Annotated in this window: 13 protein-coding genes; 11 read left to right on the top strand and 2 right to left on the bottom strand. The window is 64.1% G+C overall.

The window, feature by feature from the left end:
• Positions 1-199: 199 nt before the first annotated feature.
• The 10 genes from ABCN07_RS05095 to ricT all read left to right on the top strand — a co-directional run bounded on the left by ABCN07_RS05095 (position 200) and on the right by ricT (position 11,061).
• Entirely contained in the window at positions 200-1,492 is a 1,293-nt protein-coding gene (locus ABCN07_RS05095; protein ID WP_343005675.1) for an aminotransferase class I/II-fold pyridoxal phosphate-dependent enzyme, read from the top strand.
• 116 nt (positions 1,493-1,608) lie between these two features.
• Complete coding sequence (locus ABCN07_RS05090; protein ID WP_343005674.1) at positions 1,609-2,481, top strand: tetratricopeptide repeat protein; 873 nt, start codon at positions 1,609-1,611, stop codon at positions 2,479-2,481.
• Positions 2,482-2,494: 13 nt separating this feature from the next.
• Entirely contained in the window at positions 2,495-2,806 is a 312-nt protein-coding gene (locus tag ABCN07_RS05085; protein WP_293835624.1) for an STAS domain-containing protein, read from the top strand.
• A 43-nt stretch (positions 2,807-2,849) separates the two neighbouring features.
• A complete protein-coding gene (locus tag ABCN07_RS05080; RefSeq protein ID WP_343005673.1) occupies positions 2,850-3,356 on the top strand; it encodes a twin-arginine translocase TatA/TatE family subunit in 507 nt (168 codons plus the stop codon).
• Positions 3,357-4,148: a twin-arginine translocase subunit TatC gene (gene tatC / locus ABCN07_RS05075; protein WP_293835620.1), complete on the top strand. Its 792-nt coding sequence runs from the start codon at positions 3,357-3,359 to the stop codon at positions 4,146-4,148.
• Positions 4,149-4,151: 3 nt separating this feature from the next.
• The gene (locus ABCN07_RS05070) at positions 4,152-6,821 is read left to right on the top strand and encodes a DNA topoisomerase I (protein ID WP_343005672.1); all 2,670 of its coding nucleotides are present in this window, start codon (positions 4,152-4,154) and stop codon (positions 6,819-6,821) included.
• A gap of 4 nt (positions 6,822-6,825) precedes the next feature.
• The gene (locus ABCN07_RS05065) at positions 6,826-7,659 is read left to right on the top strand and encodes an HAD family hydrolase (protein WP_343005671.1); all 834 of its coding nucleotides are present in this window, start codon (positions 6,826-6,828) and stop codon (positions 7,657-7,659) included.
• The gene (tmk, locus tag ABCN07_RS05060; protein ID WP_343005670.1) at positions 7,660-8,349 is read left to right on the top strand and encodes a dTMP kinase; all 690 of its coding nucleotides are present in this window, start codon (positions 7,660-7,662) and stop codon (positions 8,347-8,349) included.
• Positions 8,342-9,496, top strand: a complete 1,155-nt coding sequence (locus tag ABCN07_RS05055) for a DNA polymerase III subunit delta' C-terminal domain-containing protein (protein WP_343005669.1) — start codon at positions 8,342-8,344, stop codon at positions 9,494-9,496. Before tmk ends, ABCN07_RS05055 begins: the two co-directional genes overlap by 8 nt.
• Positions 9,475-11,061: a regulatory iron-sulfur-containing complex subunit RicT gene (gene ricT / locus ABCN07_RS05050; protein WP_343005668.1), complete on the top strand. Its 1,587-nt coding sequence runs from the start codon at positions 9,475-9,477 to the stop codon at positions 11,059-11,061. The genes ABCN07_RS05055 and ricT overlap by 22 nt, the downstream gene beginning before the upstream one ends.
• 207 nt (positions 11,062-11,268) lie before the next feature.
• Here ricT and dtd read toward each other — a convergent pair whose 3' ends face one another.
• Together dtd and ABCN07_RS05040 are read right to left on the bottom strand one after the other, a co-directional pair.
• The gene (gene dtd / locus ABCN07_RS05045; RefSeq protein WP_343005667.1) at positions 11,269-11,721 is read right to left on the bottom strand and encodes a D-aminoacyl-tRNA deacylase; all 453 of its coding nucleotides are present in this window, start codon (positions 11,719-11,721) and stop codon (positions 11,269-11,271) included.
• A 10-nt stretch (positions 11,722-11,731) separates the two neighbouring features.
• The gene (locus tag ABCN07_RS05040; protein ID WP_343005666.1) at positions 11,732-13,246 is read right to left on the bottom strand and encodes a carboxypeptidase M32; all 1,515 of its coding nucleotides are present in this window, start codon (positions 13,244-13,246) and stop codon (positions 11,732-11,734) included.
• 338 nt (positions 13,247-13,584) lie between these two features.
• Here ABCN07_RS05040 and glmM point away from each other — a divergent pair, with 338 nt between their 5' ends.
• The gene (glmM, locus tag ABCN07_RS05035; protein WP_293835599.1) at positions 13,585-14,916 is read left to right on the top strand and encodes a phosphoglucosamine mutase; all 1,332 of its coding nucleotides are present in this window, start codon (positions 13,585-13,587) and stop codon (positions 14,914-14,916) included.
• The last annotated feature ends 3 nt before the right edge of the window (positions 14,917-14,919 follow it).

Genomic DNA, 14,919 nt, shown 5'->3' with positions numbered 1-14,919 from the left:
CGAATGAGCGTAAGCACAGCGCCAGCACGGAGCATTTCAAGGGGGAATGCGTCGCTGCCTCCAGTAGTCGGATTGCGAGCGGCTATCCCACAGCTGGTCCGCGATCGCCATGCGGACAGGGTCGCGCCCGGCGCATCGGCGTTGTGCGAGCTCAAGCGCTAGATCGGGCAGAACCAGGCGTCGACGAATGGAGACGAGCATGGCAAGTGTCTACGAGCAGATGACGAACGAAGAGCTTGACGAGCAAATCGCCCAACTCGAGGCGGAGGCGGAAAAGCTCCGCGCTCGCGGCCTCAAGCTCGATATGGCCCGCGGCAAGCCGAGTCCGGAGCAGGTCGACCTTTCTCGCCCCATGCTCGATGTGCTCACCTCGTCCACCGACCTCGTCGATGAGGGTGTAGATGCCGGTAACTATGGTTGCCCTGATGGCCTTCCCGCGGCTCGCCGCCTCATGGCGGACCTTCTTGGCGTCGACGCGGACAATCTCATCCTCGGTGGATCTTCGAGCCTGAACATCATGCACGACGTCATCGTCCATGGTTGGATTCACGGCGTTCGCGGCTGCGAGCCCCATGCGGTTCAGGCCGCCCGCGGCCCGCTCAAGTTCCTGTGCCCGTCGCCCGGCTATGATCGCCACTTCGCAGTCAGCGCCTCCGTGGGCTACACGAACGTGCCCATTCGCATGACGCCGGAGGGCCCCGACATGGACGAGGTCGTCCGCCTCGTCGAGAACGATCCGACGGTCAAGGGTATCTGGTGCGTTCCCAAGTACTCGAACCCCACGGGCGTCACCTACTCGGATGAAGTCGTCCGTCGCTTCGCCGCCCTCAGGCCTGCCGCGCCGGACTTCCGCATCTTCTGGGACAACGCCTACGCGATCCACGATCTCAACGAGGAGCCGGACTACTTGCTCGACATCTTCGGTGCGGTCGCTGCGGAGGACCACGACAACCTCGTCTACGAGTTTGCCTCGACGAGTAAGGTGACCTTCCCGGGCAGCGGCATTGCCTGCGTCGTCGCCAGTCCTGCCGACATCGCTGACCTCCGCAAGACCTTCAACGTGGAGCGCGTCTGCTCTGACAAGCTCATGCAGCTTGCGCACGTTCGCTGGTTTGGCGATGCGGATGGCGTCCGCGCTCACATGGTCGAGCACGCGAGGATTCTTGCCCCACGCTTCGAGCTCGTGGACGAGAAGCTCGAGAGCGGCCTGGGCGACCTCGAGTGCGCCACCTGGTCTCACCCGCGTGGCGGCTACTTCGTTTCTTTCGATGGCCCCAAGGGTTCCGCGAAGAAGATTGTCGCCCTTGCCGAGGAGCTTGGCGTCAAGATGACGCCTGCAGGCGCTACCTGGCCTTATGGCAAGGATCCGGACGACACGAACATTCGTATCGCACCTTCGTATCCCAGCCTTGAGGATCTCGGCGCCGCGCTTGACGTCTTCGTGACCTGTGTGCGACTCGTGTCGGCACGGCTCGCTCGCGAGGCGCGCTAGGCGGCGTCGGCGCGCGTGTGAGGTAGAATACGCAGAATGTGTGCGCCCAGGCCCCGGCCCGGGCGCACCTGCATCAAGGGGAATTGCCCGATTGCGGGCAGGAAGGACGCTCATCGATGGCATCGAAGCCAAAGAAGACAGACGAGGCTTCCACGCGCGTATCGACCGTCAAGGGCGAGGAAGCTGCGGGCAAGGGCCTAGGCACGACCGGCCGCGGCCGTAGCCGCAGCGAGTCGCCCGCCGAGGATCAAGCTCCCGTGCGCACGGTGACGCCGTCGAACCGCCGTCCTGCCGTGATTGTTGGTGTCGTGCTCGTCTCCATCATTATGGTGGGTTCAATCCTGCTGCCGTCCCTTTCCGCCATCATCTCCGGCATCCAGAAGAGCAAGGCTTCTGCCGCGACTGCTACAACCGCGGCAGCCACCTCTGCCGCGACGACCGACGCCTCCACCTCTGACGCCGAGACGACCAACACTTATATGAATGACCTGGACGAGCACTACCAGTCCATCGTCTCCCCGCTCGAGGAGAAGCTCAAGGATTCTCCGGATGACAAGGCCGCTCTCATCAACCTTGCGAACAACTACCTGAACTGGGGTAGCACCGCCAGGAACTATGCCTCAACCGATGATGACCAAGCCCACATAAAGGAGCTGCTCACCACGGCTGAGGGCTACTACGATTCATACCTTAAGCTCGAGGACGCAAGCGCCGCGCGTGTGAACAGAGCGCTTTGCCAGTACTATCTTGGTGACCAGGCCGGTGCCATCAAGGCTCTTGAGGACTTCACCAAGAACGTGGGTGACTTTGCTCCGGCATGGACCAATCTGGGAATGATGTACCAGGAGACCGGAGAGACTGAAAAGGCCACGGACGCCTTCAACAAGGCGCTCGAGGTCGACCCTGACAACACCTATGGACTTCAGAGCTACGCAACGTCGCAGCTCCAGTCCCTTACCTCTGCCGCCACGACGTCGGCTGCGGAATAGGAAGGGGGAGGGCATGGACCTTTCCATCACAAGCGCCGAGAAGGTGGGCAAGACCCTCGTCACCGTTGTGGGCGAGGTTGACGTGTCGAACGCGGGCGAGCTCCGCGAGGCGGTGGATTCCGCGCTCGAGGCAGCTCCCGCGGAGGTCTCCGTCGATCTTGCGGAGGTCTCCTACATTGACTCGACCGGCATTGGCGTGCTCGTGGGCGCTGCCAATCGCGCGCAGGAGGCGGGAGTGGCCTTCTCCGTCGCTCATCCGCAGGCAAACGTCAAGCGTGTGCTCGGCCTTCTTGGCGTCGAGCGTCAGCTCAACGTGGAAGACTAATCACACCCATCGTTCTCGGGTCTAGACGCCCAAGGAGGCATTCGTGTTCGGCATCGGAGATCAAGAGCTCTTCCTCATCATCCTGTTCGCGTTCCTGTTGTTCGGGCCTGACAAGCTGCCCGGCATGGGGCGCACCATCGGCCGTGCCCTGCGCCAGTTCCGCACCGCGCAAGAGGGCGTGACTAAGGTCGTCCAGTCCGAGATCATCGACCCGATCCAGAACGTTGCCGAGACCTCGACTGGCAAGGCCGCCGCGAAGGCCAAGGCCGAGGACGAGGACATGACGGAGGAGGAGATTGCAGCCGCCAAGCCGGCGGAGACCTTCGCCGAGCGCCGCGCCCGTCTCGCCGCCGAGAAGGCCGCTGCCGAGAAGGCCGCCACCTCTGCCGCTGACGCCGATGCTCCCGCCGAGGTCGCTCCCGAGACGCCTTCCGCCGAGGTCGAGCCTGCTCCCGAGCCCGAGCCTGCCCCCACCTCCGTCGAGGCCCTCTATGGCCTTGACGACGATGATGACGATGACCTTGACCTTGATGACGGAAAGGACGCCTAAATGCCCGTCGGACCTGCAAGAATGCCGCTGCTCGACCACCTGAGCGAGCTGAGGCGGCGCCTCACCATCATCGTCGCGTGCGTGCTTGTGACCACCTGTGTCATCTACATGGCGTCCCCGACGCTCATCCAGCTGCTCATCGACCCGGTTCGCGAGTTCATGCCGGACGGGGGCAAGCTTTACGTGACCACCGCCCTTGGTGGCTTCACGCTGCGATTCAAGGTCGCGGCGTTCTTCGCCATCATCGCGTGCTGTCCGATCATCATCTTCCAGGTGCTCGGCTTCTTCATGCCGGCGCTTAAGCCGAGCGAGCAGAAGTGGGTCATGCCCACGGTTGCCGCTATGGTCTTCCTGTTCTTCTTCGGCATGGTGTTCTGCTACTTCATCATCCTGCAGGCGACCTTTGGCTGGATGCTCGACCAGACGGTCGACTTCGCGGCCATCTTCGCCAACGCCGAGGACTACATCAACATCATCATGCTCCTCGAGCTTGGCTTTGGTGCCGCCTTCGAGCTGCCACTGGTGATCTTCTACCTCTCGATCTTCCACCTTGTCCCGTATAAGGATCTGCGCGGCAACTGGCGTGCCATCTATGTCGGCCTGCTTATTGCCTCCGCCATGGTTACGCCCGACGCCAGCCCCGTCACGATGTTCCTTATGTTCGGAGCCGTCATCGTCCTGTACGAGGCCTCGCTCTTCGTCGCGCGTCGCGTCCTGATCGCGCGCGATGGCAAGGAGTCTCTCAAGTGGACGCGAGACGAGTACGCCGAGCACAAGTTCAACGAGGATTAACCCATGAAGCTCGTCATCACAGAGAAGAACGACGCCGCCGAGAAGATCGCCGCCCTGCTTTCTGAGGTCGGTAAGCCCAAGAAGGACAAGGTCTACGACACGCCTGTCTATCGCTTCCAGCGTGATGGCGAGGAGTGGGTGACGATTGGCCTGCGAGGCCACATCCTTGCTCCGGATTTCCCCGCTGAGCTCAAGTTCTCTGACGCCCAGGGCTGGTACGCCATCTCCCAGGAGGGAGAGGTGCTGCCGGCTGACGTTCCGGATGGCCTCGCGCGTCCGCCATTCAAGAAAAAGAAGCCCTTCCTCGAGGATGGCGTTGACATCAAGGGCTGGAAGGTCCCGAGCCTGCCCTATCTCGTCTGGGCCCCCGTTGAGAAGCTTCCGGCGGAGAAGGGCATCATTCGCGCCCTCAAGAACCTGGCCAAGAAGGCGGATTCCGTCGTCATCGGCACGGACTTTGACCGTGAGGGCGAGCTCATCGGGTCTGACGCCCTTTCTCAGGTGCTCGAGGTGAACCCTGACGTTCCCGTGACGCGCGCTCGCTATTCGGCCTATACGCGAGCGGAGATCGAGCACGCCTTCGCTAACCTCGTGGAGCTTGACCAGAACCTCGCTGATGCCGGCGAGTCCCGTCAGTACATCGACCTCATCTGGGGCGCCGCCCTCACGCGCTATCTCACGATGGCGCGCTTTGGCGGCTTCGGCAACGTCCGTAGCGCTGGTCGTGTGCAGACGCCTACGCTCGCCCTCGTGGTCGAGCGCGAGCGCGAGCGCCTCGCCTTCGTTCCGGAGGACTACTGGGTCATCAACGGCCAGGCTTCTGCTGTTGGCGCCTCGGAGGACGAGCGCTTCAAGATTTCCCATGCCAAGGGTCGCTTCTCGGTCGAGGCTGAGGCGACCGAGGCATTCGGTCACGTGCAGAACGCAACCACGGGTACCGTCACCTCGGTGACGAAGAAGAGCCGCACGCAGCGTCCGCCCGCGCCGTTCAACACGACGAGCCTTCAGGCTGCTGCCGCGTCCGAGGGCCTTTCTCCGGCGCGTACCATGCGCCTTGCCGAGAGCCTCTACATGGACGGCCTCATCTCGTATCCGCGCGTTGACAACACCGTCTATCCGCCGTCGCTCGACCTGCGCGCCACCGCCAAGATGCTCGCGGGCGTTCCGCAGTATGCGCCCTACGTGGCCAAGCTTACGGCGGCGCCTGAGATGCATGCAACGCGTGGCAAGCAGTTTGACACCGACCACCCGCCCATCTATCCCACCGGTGTGGCTGACCCCGGCAAGCTCGAGCCTGCCGCGTGGAAGCTCTACAACCTCATCGCGCGCCGTTTCCTCGCGACGCTCTCTGATCCCGCGACCATCGAGGGGACTAAGCTTGCGATTGACGTTGCGGGCGAGCCCTTCCAGGCGAGCGGCGACGTCCTCAAGGACCCGGGCTTCCGCGCCATCTATCCCTTTGGTCTCAAGAAGGACGAGCAGCTTCCCGAGCTTGCGGAAGGTGACACCGTCGACGTCTTCGGCATCAACCTCGAGGCCAAGCAGACGGAGCCTCCTGCGCGCTACAGCCAGGGCAAGCTCATCCAGGAGATGGAGAAGCGCGGCCTTGGTACCAAGTCGACGCGCGCGAGCATCATTGAGCGCCTCTATACGGTCAAGTACCTCAAGAACGATCCCGTTGAGCCGAGCCAGCTCGGCATGGCCATCATCGACGCCCTTCACGAATTCGCTCCGCGCATCACGACGTCGGACATGACGAGTGAGCTCGAGCAGGACATGACGAAGGTCGCCGAGGGCACCGACACCCAGAATCAGGTCGTCTACCACTCGCGCGCGCTGCTCGCCGGCATGCTCGACGCGCTTATCGAGCACAAGGATGACCTCGGCGAGGCGATTGCCGATGCCGTCACGGCGGATGCCCGCGTGGGTGCCTGCCCCAAGTGCGGCAAGGACCTCGTTATCAAGTCGAGTGCCAAGACCCGTGGCAGCTTCGTTGGCTGCATGGGTTGGCCGGACTGTGATGTCACCTATCCGCTGCCCTCCGGCGTGCGCTATGAGGCCATCGAGGGAGAGGGCGCCGTGTGTCCCGAGTGCGGCGCTCCGCGTATCAAGTGCAAGCCTTTCCGCGCCAAGGCGTATGAGATTTGCATCAACCCGAAGTGCCCCACCAACTACGAGCCTGACCTCAAGGTTGGCGAGTGCCGCGCCTGTGCCGAGGCCGGCCGTCATGGCGACCTCATCGCCCACAAGAGCGAGCGCACGGGCAAGCGTTTTATCCGTTGCACCAACTACGAGGAGTGCGGCACGAGCTATCCGCTCCCGGCTCGTGGCAAGCTCACCGCGACGGATGAAACGTGCCCCGAGTGCGGTGCGCCCATGATTATCGTCGAGACGGCGCGCGGTCCGTGGAAGAAGTGCGTGAACATGGACTGCCCCACGAACGAGCGCAAGACGCTCGCCCGTGGTCGCGGCGCACGAGCTACGGAGACCAAGGGCGCGGCGAAGACCACGACCAAGGCTGCGAGCTCCAAGAAGGCGACTTCTGAGAAGGTATCCGCCAAAAAGGCGTCTGCCAAGAAGACGACTGCTGAGAAGGCACCCGCCAAGAAGGCATCCGCCAAAAAGACGACCAAGAGCGCGACTTCCTCGCGCAAGAAGACTAGTAAGGAATAACTGCATGTTCGAGGTGACACCGGTTCCTGAAGGCTTGGCGCGCGTTCGCTTCATCGCGTCTGACATGGACGGGTCCCTCCTCACGAACGCCTCCGTTCTCCCCGAAGGTTTCGAGGAGCGCGTTGACGCGCTCGCGAGCGTGGGGACGCTCTTCTCCGCCGCCAGCGGAAGGCCCCTCTATACTCTCGAGGACAATCTCGGCCACCTTGGTCACAAGATCATGCTGATTGGCGATAACGGTGGCGTTATCAGCCGAAATGGCAAGGTCATCTATCAGGCGGATCTTCCGGTGGAGGAGTACCGCCGTATGGCGCGCATCACGCATGAGAAGGGCGATGTGGGTCTCATCTGCGGCGTTGATGCCTGCTATGTCGAGCCTAACGCGAAGCCGTACGAGGACTACTTCCGCACCTTCTACACGCGCGTGGTCTATGTGGACGACCTCGCCCAGGTCGATGCTCCCGCCGATAAGTACACGGTCTACTTCCCGAACAACGATGCCTCCGAGCGCCAGGCGGAGTATGCCGCGGCCATCGGCGGAGACTACACCTTCGCTTGCGGCGGCATCATGTGGCTCGATGTCATGCCCGAGGGCGTGAGCAAAGGTAACGCCATGTGCCGAATCTCCGAGCTCTGTGGCGTCGGCCTTGACGAGATGCTCGCCTTTGGCGATGCCCCCAACGACGCGGACATGCTCGAGACCGTTGGCTTTGGCTACATGATGGCCAACGCTCAGCCCTGCATGGCAAACCATGCGAGCCTCGTGGCGCCCAGCAACGAGGACCGCGGCGTGCTCCAGGTGATTGACCAGGTCGTTGCTGCAAGGCAGGCGATCTAGATGCTGCGTGCGGAGACGGCGGCCGCTCGCCCTGGCGTATTCGTTACCCTCGAGGGCGTTGATGGCGCGGGCAAGACCACGCAGGTGGCGCGACTCGTCGAGCGCCTCGAGGCGTGTGGCCGCGACGTCGTCCGCCTACGCGAGCCGGGCGGTACCGCGATCTCCGAGAGGATCCGCGCCCTTCTGCTTGACCCCGGCAATTCCGAGATGGCCCCTGAGTGTGAGCTACTGCTCTTCGAGGCTTCGCGTGCCCAGCTCGTGCGCGAGGTGATCGAGCCTGCGCTCGCGCGTGGTGCCGTCGTGGTGTGTGACCGCTTCTATGACTCGACCCATGCCTACCAGGCCGGCGGCCGCGGCTTCGATGATGCCCTCGTGCGCCGCGCGAACGAACTCGGCTGTTGTGGCGTTCATCCTGATGTGACGCTCGTCCTCGACATGGATCCAGGGCGAGCGTTCAATCGCGCGGGTGCGCGGGGCGAGCATGATCGCATGGAAGCGGAGGGCCTCGCCTTCCAGCGTCGCGTGCGCGAGGACTATCGCCAGCTTGCGAAAGCAGAGCCGGCACGTGTGCGACTCGTCGATGCGGATGGCGCGCCCGACGAGGTATATGCGCGCCTCGAGGAAACCCTGACGGCTGCCTTGCCAGGCCTGTTTGAGGGCGCCGCGGCTCAGGAGAGCAATCATGGCTAATGACGCTGGCAAGGACATCCCCGCCGCGTTCTCGCGCGTCGAGGGTCAGCCACGCGTGCGTGACTTCTTCGCTACCGCCGTGCGTGAACATCGCGTGGGCCATGCCTACCTCTTCCTGGGGGCTCCGGGCTCTGGCCAGCAGGAGGCGGCCATGGCGCTCGCGGAGTGCCTCGTCTGCCCCAAGGGTGGTTGTGACTCGTGCGACGAATGCATCCGCGTGGCGCATCGCACGCATCCGGATGTCCACTGGCTCTCGCCCGAGGGCGCGAGCGGCTACGTCGTCGAGCAGGTGCGCCAGCTCATCGCGGACGTCTCGCTCTCCCCGGTGCGCGCTAACGCGAAGGTCTACATTCTCGACCGTGTCGACACGCTGCGCGAGGCCTCGGCGAACGCCCTGCTCAAGACCATCGAGGAGCCGCCAGAGGGAGTGGTCTTCATTCTCATGGCGCGTACGGCTGATGCCGTGCTGCCCACGATTTCGTCTCGCTGTCAGCTCGTGCCCTTCCGCGTGAGCGACCCCGCCGAAGCGGCTCGTCGCGTCGCCCTTACCTGCGGTGTGGCCGAGAACGACCCCGCCGCAAGGATTGCGCTTGCCGTGACGGGCACGCCCGAACGCGCCTGTGACTATCTTCGCTCCCCGGCGCGTCGTGAGGCTCGTAGGCTCATGGTCCGCACGCTCGATGCCCTTGCCGCGGATGACTCGTGGGACGTGCTCTGTGCCGCTCGCGATCTTGCCGTCGCGGCCAAAGTCCCACTCGATGATGTCCGCGCGGATCAGGAGCGTGCTGCCGAGGAGAGCGCAGACTACCTTTCCTCGAAAGCCCAGAAGCTTGTGGAGCAGCGTAACAAGCGCGAGCTTACCGCCCGCGAGCGTTCGGGTATCATTGAACTTCTAGCAGCAGCTGACTCGCTTTTGCGGGACGTCCTCATGCGCGTGAGCGGTGTGGACGCCCCCATCGTGAACGTCGGCTGCGAGGACGTCGTCTCGCGCCTCTCCGCCCGCACCGATGTTGCGGGGGCCCTTCGCGCCCTCGATGCCGTGAGCCACGCGGAAAGCGACCTCGCCCACAACGTATCCCCCCAGCTGGCTCTTGAAGTCATGCTGTGCTCTTGCAAGGAGGCACTATGCCCACCGTCATTCCGGTGAAATTCGCTTATGCCACGCGCGAACTTTGGTTCGATCCCCGTGAGACCGGCGCCGTCGAGGGTGACCACGTCATCTGCTCGACCGAGCGCGGCACCGAGATGGGCCTCGCCACGGGCGATCCAATGGAGATAGACGAGGCGGAGCTCAACCGTAAGACCGACGGCGCGGCCCTGAAGCCCGTCGTTCGTATTGCGGGGGAGGAGGATTTCGTTCGCGCCGACGAGCTTTCGGCGCGTGGCGATGCGGCTATGCCCACCTTCCGCAGGCTCGTCTCCAAGAGCGGTCTCGACATGAAGCCCGTGGGTGTCGAGTACATCTTTGGCGGAGAGAAGGTCGTCTGCTATTTCTCCGCGGATGAGCGAATCGACTTCCGCCAGCTCGTGCGCGATCTTTCGCGTGAGCTCCATGAGCGCGTCGACATGCGCCAGGTGGGCGTGCGCGAGGAAGCGGCGCTCGTGGGCGGCTTTGGCCACTGTGGCCAGGAGCTGTGCTGCGCGCGCTTTGGCAGCGGTTTCGAGCCCGTCTCGATTCGCATGGCCAAGGAGCAGGACCTTCCGCTGAACTCGAACAAGATCTCTGGCGCCTGCGGCCGCCTTATGTGCTGCCTGCGCTACGAGTTCGAGGCGTACCGTGACTTCAAGCAGCGCGCGCCCAAGAAGAACGCTGTCATCCAGACCCCGCTCGGTACCGCCAAGATCATCGAGTATGACACCCCGAAGGAACAGCTGGCGCTTCGCCTCGAGAACGGCAAGCAGATCCGCATCCCGCTCGCCGAGATGGAGACTTCGGATGCCGCGCGCAAGAAGAGCGAGGAGCTTGGTTGTCCCTGTCGTCCTGACACGGTCGTTCGTTCGACCATGGACCGCCTGGCGAGCCCCGAGGTCCGTGCCGCGCTTGAGGAGCTGGATCGCAAGAACTGCCTCCTGCCCGACCAGACCTTCTCCGAGGATGACCTCTTCGTGACGGAGGAGCGCGGTCGTCGCCGTCGTAACAAGGGTGGCAACAAGGGTGGCTCCGGCTCTGGTGCATCGCAGCAGGCGCCCGCCACGCCTGAGCAGCCTGCCGAGACGAGCACGCGCAAGCGTCGTCGTCGCAAGACCGTCGAGATTTCCGGCGATGTCGCTGAGAAGCTTCCGGGCCAGGGCAACATGAACGAGGCCAAGCAGAGCGCTCCGGGCGAGGGTCGTAGGTCTCGTCGCCGTCGTCACCATGCCGAGGGCGAGGCTGTGGCTTCCGGCGAGGCCCAGCAGCAGCCGCGCGAGCAGAAGCCGCAGCGCGAGGATGCTGCCGAGCAGGGCAATGCCGCCCCCAAGCGCCGTCGCCGCCGTCCCGGCGACAAGGGTGGCGCCGCCGCGGCCGATGCTGGCACGCAGCAGCCGCGCCAGAAGCGCGTGCGCAAGCAGCAGGCTGGCCAGCCCGGGGACTCCCAACAGCGCGAGGGCAAGCAGCAGCGCGGCGGACAGGCTGGCGAGCCTCAGCAGTCTGGGGATGCTCCCAAGAAGCGTCGTCGCCGTCGTCACCGCAGCGGCGGCTCGTCCGAGGGCGGAGCCACCGCGGCCGAGTAGCTGCAGAATCTAACGTTATAGCGCGGCGGGCGCCGTGCCCGTCTCCCGCTCGGTCGAGTAGCTAGCGGATCTACAGCGATAACGTCATCGCGGGTGGCGGGCGGCATGCCCGTCACCCGCGAGTTCTTTGCGCAGCAAAGCTGTCTGAGCGGGGGATGGGCATGCCGTCCGCACCCCTCCCACGCGATGCTCGGCGCGGTTGGACGCCTACAGCTCGGCGGTGTCGAGCCAGATGGTGAAGGGGCCGTCGTTGACGAGGGAGACCTCCATCATCGCGCCAAAGATGCCGCGCCCGACGTGCTCGGAGCCAAGGTCTGCCTCTGCGAGTTCGCAAAAGCGCTCGTAGAGGCTGTTGGCGAGCTCGGGCCCGGCGGCATCGGTGAAGGATGGCCTGCGCCCACGGCGGCAATTGGCATAGAGCGTGAACTGGCTCACGACGAGCGCCTCGCCTCTCACATCGGCAAGCGAGAGATTGGTCTTGCCGTCCTCGTCCTCGAAGATGCGCAGGCCAGAGATCTTGTTCCAGAGCTTCTCCGCCAGGGCCTCGTCGTCCTCGTGTCCGATGCCGAGGAGCACGAGCAGGCCCTTTCCGCAGCTGCCCGTGATCTCGCCGTTGACGGTGACGCTCGCGTGCCTCACGCGCTGGATGAGTGCTCGCATCCGTGCCTCCCTACAGGTTGTAGATGCCGGAGAACTTCTCCGCGAGGTAGCGAGTGTAGTGGGAGGCGTCGAATTTGCCACCGCACGCAGCCTCGATAAGTGGCATGGGCTCGATGGCGCGTCCGTGGCGCCAGATGCGCTCGCGCAGCCAATCGCGGATCGGGGCGAGGTCGCCAGCGCCAACGTTACCCTCGAAATCGATGCCGTCTGCACGCATGGTGTCGAGTAGCTGCGCGCCATAGGCGCCACCCAGTGCATAGGTGGGGAAGTAGCCGAAGTCTCCGCAGGACCAATGGATGTCCTGGAGGCAGCCGAGGGTGTCGGTGGGCACGTCGATGCCAAGATAGCTGCGGTAACGCTCGTTCCAAAGGGCAGGGACATCCGCCGCGGTGGCTTCGCCGGCGATGAGGAGCTGTTCGATTTCATAGCGAATTACGATGTGAAGCGAGTAGGTGAGCTCGTCCGCCTCCGTGCGAACGAGGCTCGGCTCGGCGCGGTTGACGGCGAGGTAAAGCTCACGCGGTGTGACGTCGTCGAAGCGTCCGGGGAAGCGCTTCCTTAGCGCCTCGAGCAATACGGGCGCGAAGGCCTCGCTCCTGCCCACGTAGTTCTCGAAGAAACGGCTCTGGCTCTCGTGGACGCCGCTCGAGATGCCGCCGTTGAGGATGCCGTGGTCATAGGCGACGTCGATGTTCTGCTCGTACATGGCGTGGCCACCCTCGTGAAGCATCGAGAAGACGTTGCTCATGACGTCGTCCTCGTAGACGTGAGTCGCGATGAAGGTGTGACGGCTGGAGACGGAGTCGCTAAAGGGGTGCTCGGTCTCGGCGAAGGTCATCGAGTCGAGGTCGAGCCCTTCGATGCGGAGAAGGTCGCGAGAGAGCTCCATCTGCGTGTCGTGGTCGTAGTGCCCCTCGACGCAGGCGCGGCTGGGCTGCCACCCGCGCTCGCGAATCTCGGCGACGAGCGGAATGACACAGCCCTTCACCTCGGAGAAGAAGGCGTCATAGAACGCGCGCGAGCTGCCGTGCTCGTACTCGTCGAGGAGGGTCTCGTAGGGGTCCTTCTCGGGCACGCGCATGAGCGCCATCTCGCGCCTGGCGGCAACGAGTCGGTCGAGGTAGGGGGCGAAGGAGTTCCAGTCATTCGCGACCTTGGCGCGAGTCCAGACCGCTTGGGCCTCGCTTGCGAGACGTGCGAAGTCCGCGGCGACATCCGCCGGAACGTCAACGGCGTCTGCGCGGTCGCGGGTTAGGACGCGAACCTCGGCGGCGCGGGTCTCGTCGAGCTCGCCCGCGAGGGCGGCGGCGCCGAGGCGCGCGAGCAGCTCGCCGGTCTCGGGACGACAGAGGTAGTCGTGGGCCTCCTCCTCGAGCGTGGCCATCGCCTCCGCGCGGGCTGCCGTGGCGTTGGCGGGGTCGCTCGTCTCGCCGGCGAAGGCGATCGAGGTCTGGGCGTGGCGATGGGCGAAGAGGTGGCGCTGGAGCTTGTCGAGCGCGGCGAGGTCCTGGGGTATGGCGGGCATGCTTCCTCCTTGATTATGGTCCGGTATTTGAAGTGTAGCGCCGACATGGCGTCGCGGCCGGGCGCAGGACGGCGAGCGCGCGCGTAACGGACCTTGCGGCTCTTCCGGCGTACGATTCTGCACGCTTAAGGCGGGCATGCATGTCGAAGCACCGCTGCCCGCCCGGGCCGTGCCGGGTGCCCCCGGTGCGTTCGAGAAAGTCGATGGAGACGGGTAATTCAACGCTGCTCAAACCGTATGGCGCTTCCCTTCGCGTTGCATAATAAGAGGGCAATTCTCACGACGACGGGGATGCCAGCCGCAAGGGGTGTCCCGCCAAGATCTTGGGAGAACAGACTATGAAGTACTTTGGCACTGACGGCTTCCGTGGCCGTGCTAACGAGGGCCTTACCGTTGACCATGCCTTTGCCATCGGCCGCTTCGTCGGTTGGTACTATGGCCTGCGCGAGGGTCGCAAGGCCAAGGTCGTTATTGGCAAGGACACGCGCCGTTCCAGCTACATGTTCGAGTATGCGCTTGGCGCTGGCCTCGTCGCCTCTGGCGCGGACGCCTACCTCCTCCACGTCACCACCACGCCTTCCGTGAGCTACGTCGTTCGTAGCGAGGACTTCGACTGCGGCATCATGATCACCGCCAGCCACAATCCCTATACGGACAACGGCATCAAGCTCATCAACTCCGGTGGCTACAAGATGGAGCCGGAGGTCCTCGAGATGGTCGAGGACTACATCGACGGCAAGACCGAGGTGCCCCTTGCCACCGGCGAGGACATCGGTCGCACGATCGACTACGTCGAGGGCCGCAACCGCTATATCGGCTTCCTCATCAGCTCCGCCAGCTTCTCTCTGCACGGTCTGCGCGTTGGCCTTGACTGCGCGAACGGCGCCTCCACGCCAATCGCCAAGGGCGTGTTCGATGCCCTGGGCGCCAAGACCTACGTCGTCTCCAACGAGCCCAACGGCTTTAACATCAACCGCGGCTGTGGCTCGACTCACATCGAGCAGCTTCAGAACCTCGTTGCCGAGAAGGGCCTCGATGTGGGCTTTGCCTATGACGGCGACGCGGACCGTTGCATCGCGGTCGACGAGCACGGCAACGTCGTCGACGGTGACCTCATCATGTACGCCTGCGGCACCTACATGGCCAAGAAGGGCCAGCTTGCGGATAATACCGTCGTCACCACGGTCATGAGCAATCTCGGCCTCTACAAGGCCTTCGAGCGCGCGGGCATTTCCTACGAGCAGACTGCCGTGGGCGACAAGTACGTTTCCGCCTGCATGAGCGAGCACGGCTACTCCCTCGGCGGCGAGCAGAGCGGCCACGTCATCTTCTCCAAGTACAGCGCTACGGGCGACGGCATCAACACGAGCCTGCGCATTCTCGAGGCCATGCTTGGTTCCAAGAAGACCCTCTCTGAGCTCACGGAGCCCGTCAAGATCTATCCGCAGCTGCTCAAGAACGTCGTCGTTGCGGACAAGAACGCCGTCATGGCAGACGAGCGCGTCAAGGCTGCCGTTGCTGGTGTCGAGACCGCCCTCGAGGGTGAGGGCCGTGCCCTGGTTCGTGCGAGTGGCACCGAGCCGATGGTGCGCGTCATGGTCGAAGCCGCGACGCCCGCCATCTGCGAGCAGTACGTCGACCAGGTGGTCAAGGTCATCGAGAGCCTCTAGGCT

The organism is Collinsella sp. 1033st1_E11_1033SCRN_220408 (assembly GCF_039062465.1).
In the GTDB taxonomy this organism is placed as follows: domain Bacteria; phylum Actinomycetota; class Coriobacteriia; order Coriobacteriales; family Atopobiaceae; genus Parolsenella.
Note: the sequence above shows the minus strand (reverse complement) of the source record. Positions and strands in the feature narration are given on the sequence as shown.

What these genes read in the sequence shown, in the direction of transcription:
- ABCN07_RS05055 (WP_343005669.1), top strand. Translation starts at nt 8,342, where the DNA reads ATGGCTAATGACGCTGGCAAGGACATCCCCGCCGCGTTCTCGCGCGTC.
- tatC (WP_293835620.1), top strand. Translation starts at nt 3,357, where the DNA reads ATGCCCGTCGGACCTGCAAGAATGCCGCTGCTCGACCACCTGAGCGAG.
- tmk (WP_343005670.1), top strand. Translation starts at nt 7,660, where the DNA reads ATGCTGCGTGCGGAGACGGCGGCCGCTCGCCCTGGCGTATTCGTTACC.
- ABCN07_RS05085 (WP_293835624.1), top strand. Translation starts at nt 2,495, where the DNA reads ATGGACCTTTCCATCACAAGCGCCGAGAAGGTGGGCAAGACCCTCGTC.
- dtd (WP_343005667.1), bottom strand. Translation starts at nt 11,721, where the DNA reads ATGCGAGCACTCATCCAGCGCGTGAGGCACGCGAGCGTCACCGTCAAC.
- ABCN07_RS05095 (WP_343005675.1), top strand. Translation starts at nt 200, where the DNA reads ATGGCAAGTGTCTACGAGCAGATGACGAACGAAGAGCTTGACGAGCAA.
- ABCN07_RS05070 (WP_343005672.1), top strand. Translation starts at nt 4,152, where the DNA reads ATGAAGCTCGTCATCACAGAGAAGAACGACGCCGCCGAGAAGATCGCC.
- ricT (WP_343005668.1), top strand. Translation starts at nt 9,475, where the DNA reads ATGCCCACCGTCATTCCGGTGAAATTCGCTTATGCCACGCGCGAACTT.
- ABCN07_RS05040 (WP_343005666.1), bottom strand. Translation starts at nt 13,246, where the DNA reads ATGCCCGCCATACCCCAGGACCTCGCCGCGCTCGACAAGCTCCAGCGC.
- ABCN07_RS05065 (WP_343005671.1), top strand. Translation starts at nt 6,826, where the DNA reads ATGTTCGAGGTGACACCGGTTCCTGAAGGCTTGGCGCGCGTTCGCTTC.
- glmM (WP_293835599.1), top strand. Translation starts at nt 13,585, where the DNA reads ATGAAGTACTTTGGCACTGACGGCTTCCGTGGCCGTGCTAACGAGGGC.
- ABCN07_RS05090 (WP_343005674.1), top strand. Translation starts at nt 1,609, where the DNA reads ATGGCATCGAAGCCAAAGAAGACAGACGAGGCTTCCACGCGCGTATCG.